This window comes from Adlercreutzia sp. DFI.6.23 (genome assembly GCF_024462535.1).
Classification (GTDB): domain Bacteria; phylum Actinomycetota; class Coriobacteriia; order Coriobacteriales; family Eggerthellaceae; genus Adlercreutzia; species Adlercreutzia rubneri.
In genome coordinates, this window is record NZ_JANGBP010000767.1 from 1 (window position 1) to 289 (window position 289).

1 protein-coding gene is annotated in these 289 nt (G+C 60.6%); it reads left to right on the forward strand.

Annotation, left to right across the window (positions count from 1 at the left end):
* Window positions 1-289: FAD-binding protein (locus NE591_RS15390; protein WP_256157119.1), on the forward strand; the 289-nt coding region annotated here is incomplete at both ends.

Consider the following 289-nt stretch of genomic DNA (forward strand, 5'->3'; position numbering starts at 1 on the left):
GTGCCCTATGTGCAGCACCTGTGGGAGCCCTCTTACGTCCCGCCCACGCGCAACGACGGCATCGCCGAGCGCTTGTCCGGCCAAGGTCACGACATTCTGTTCGAGCATAAGATGGTGAAGCTTGTTCACGCCGATGGCAAGGTGACGGGCGCTATCTTCGAAACCAAAGACAGTATGAAGCAGATCAATGCTAAAAACACCCTGCTCGCCACGGGCGGCTACGCGGCCAACCCCGTGATGATGACCGCCCTGCAGCCCTCCGCTGTATCCTGCTGCACCGCCTCCAGCT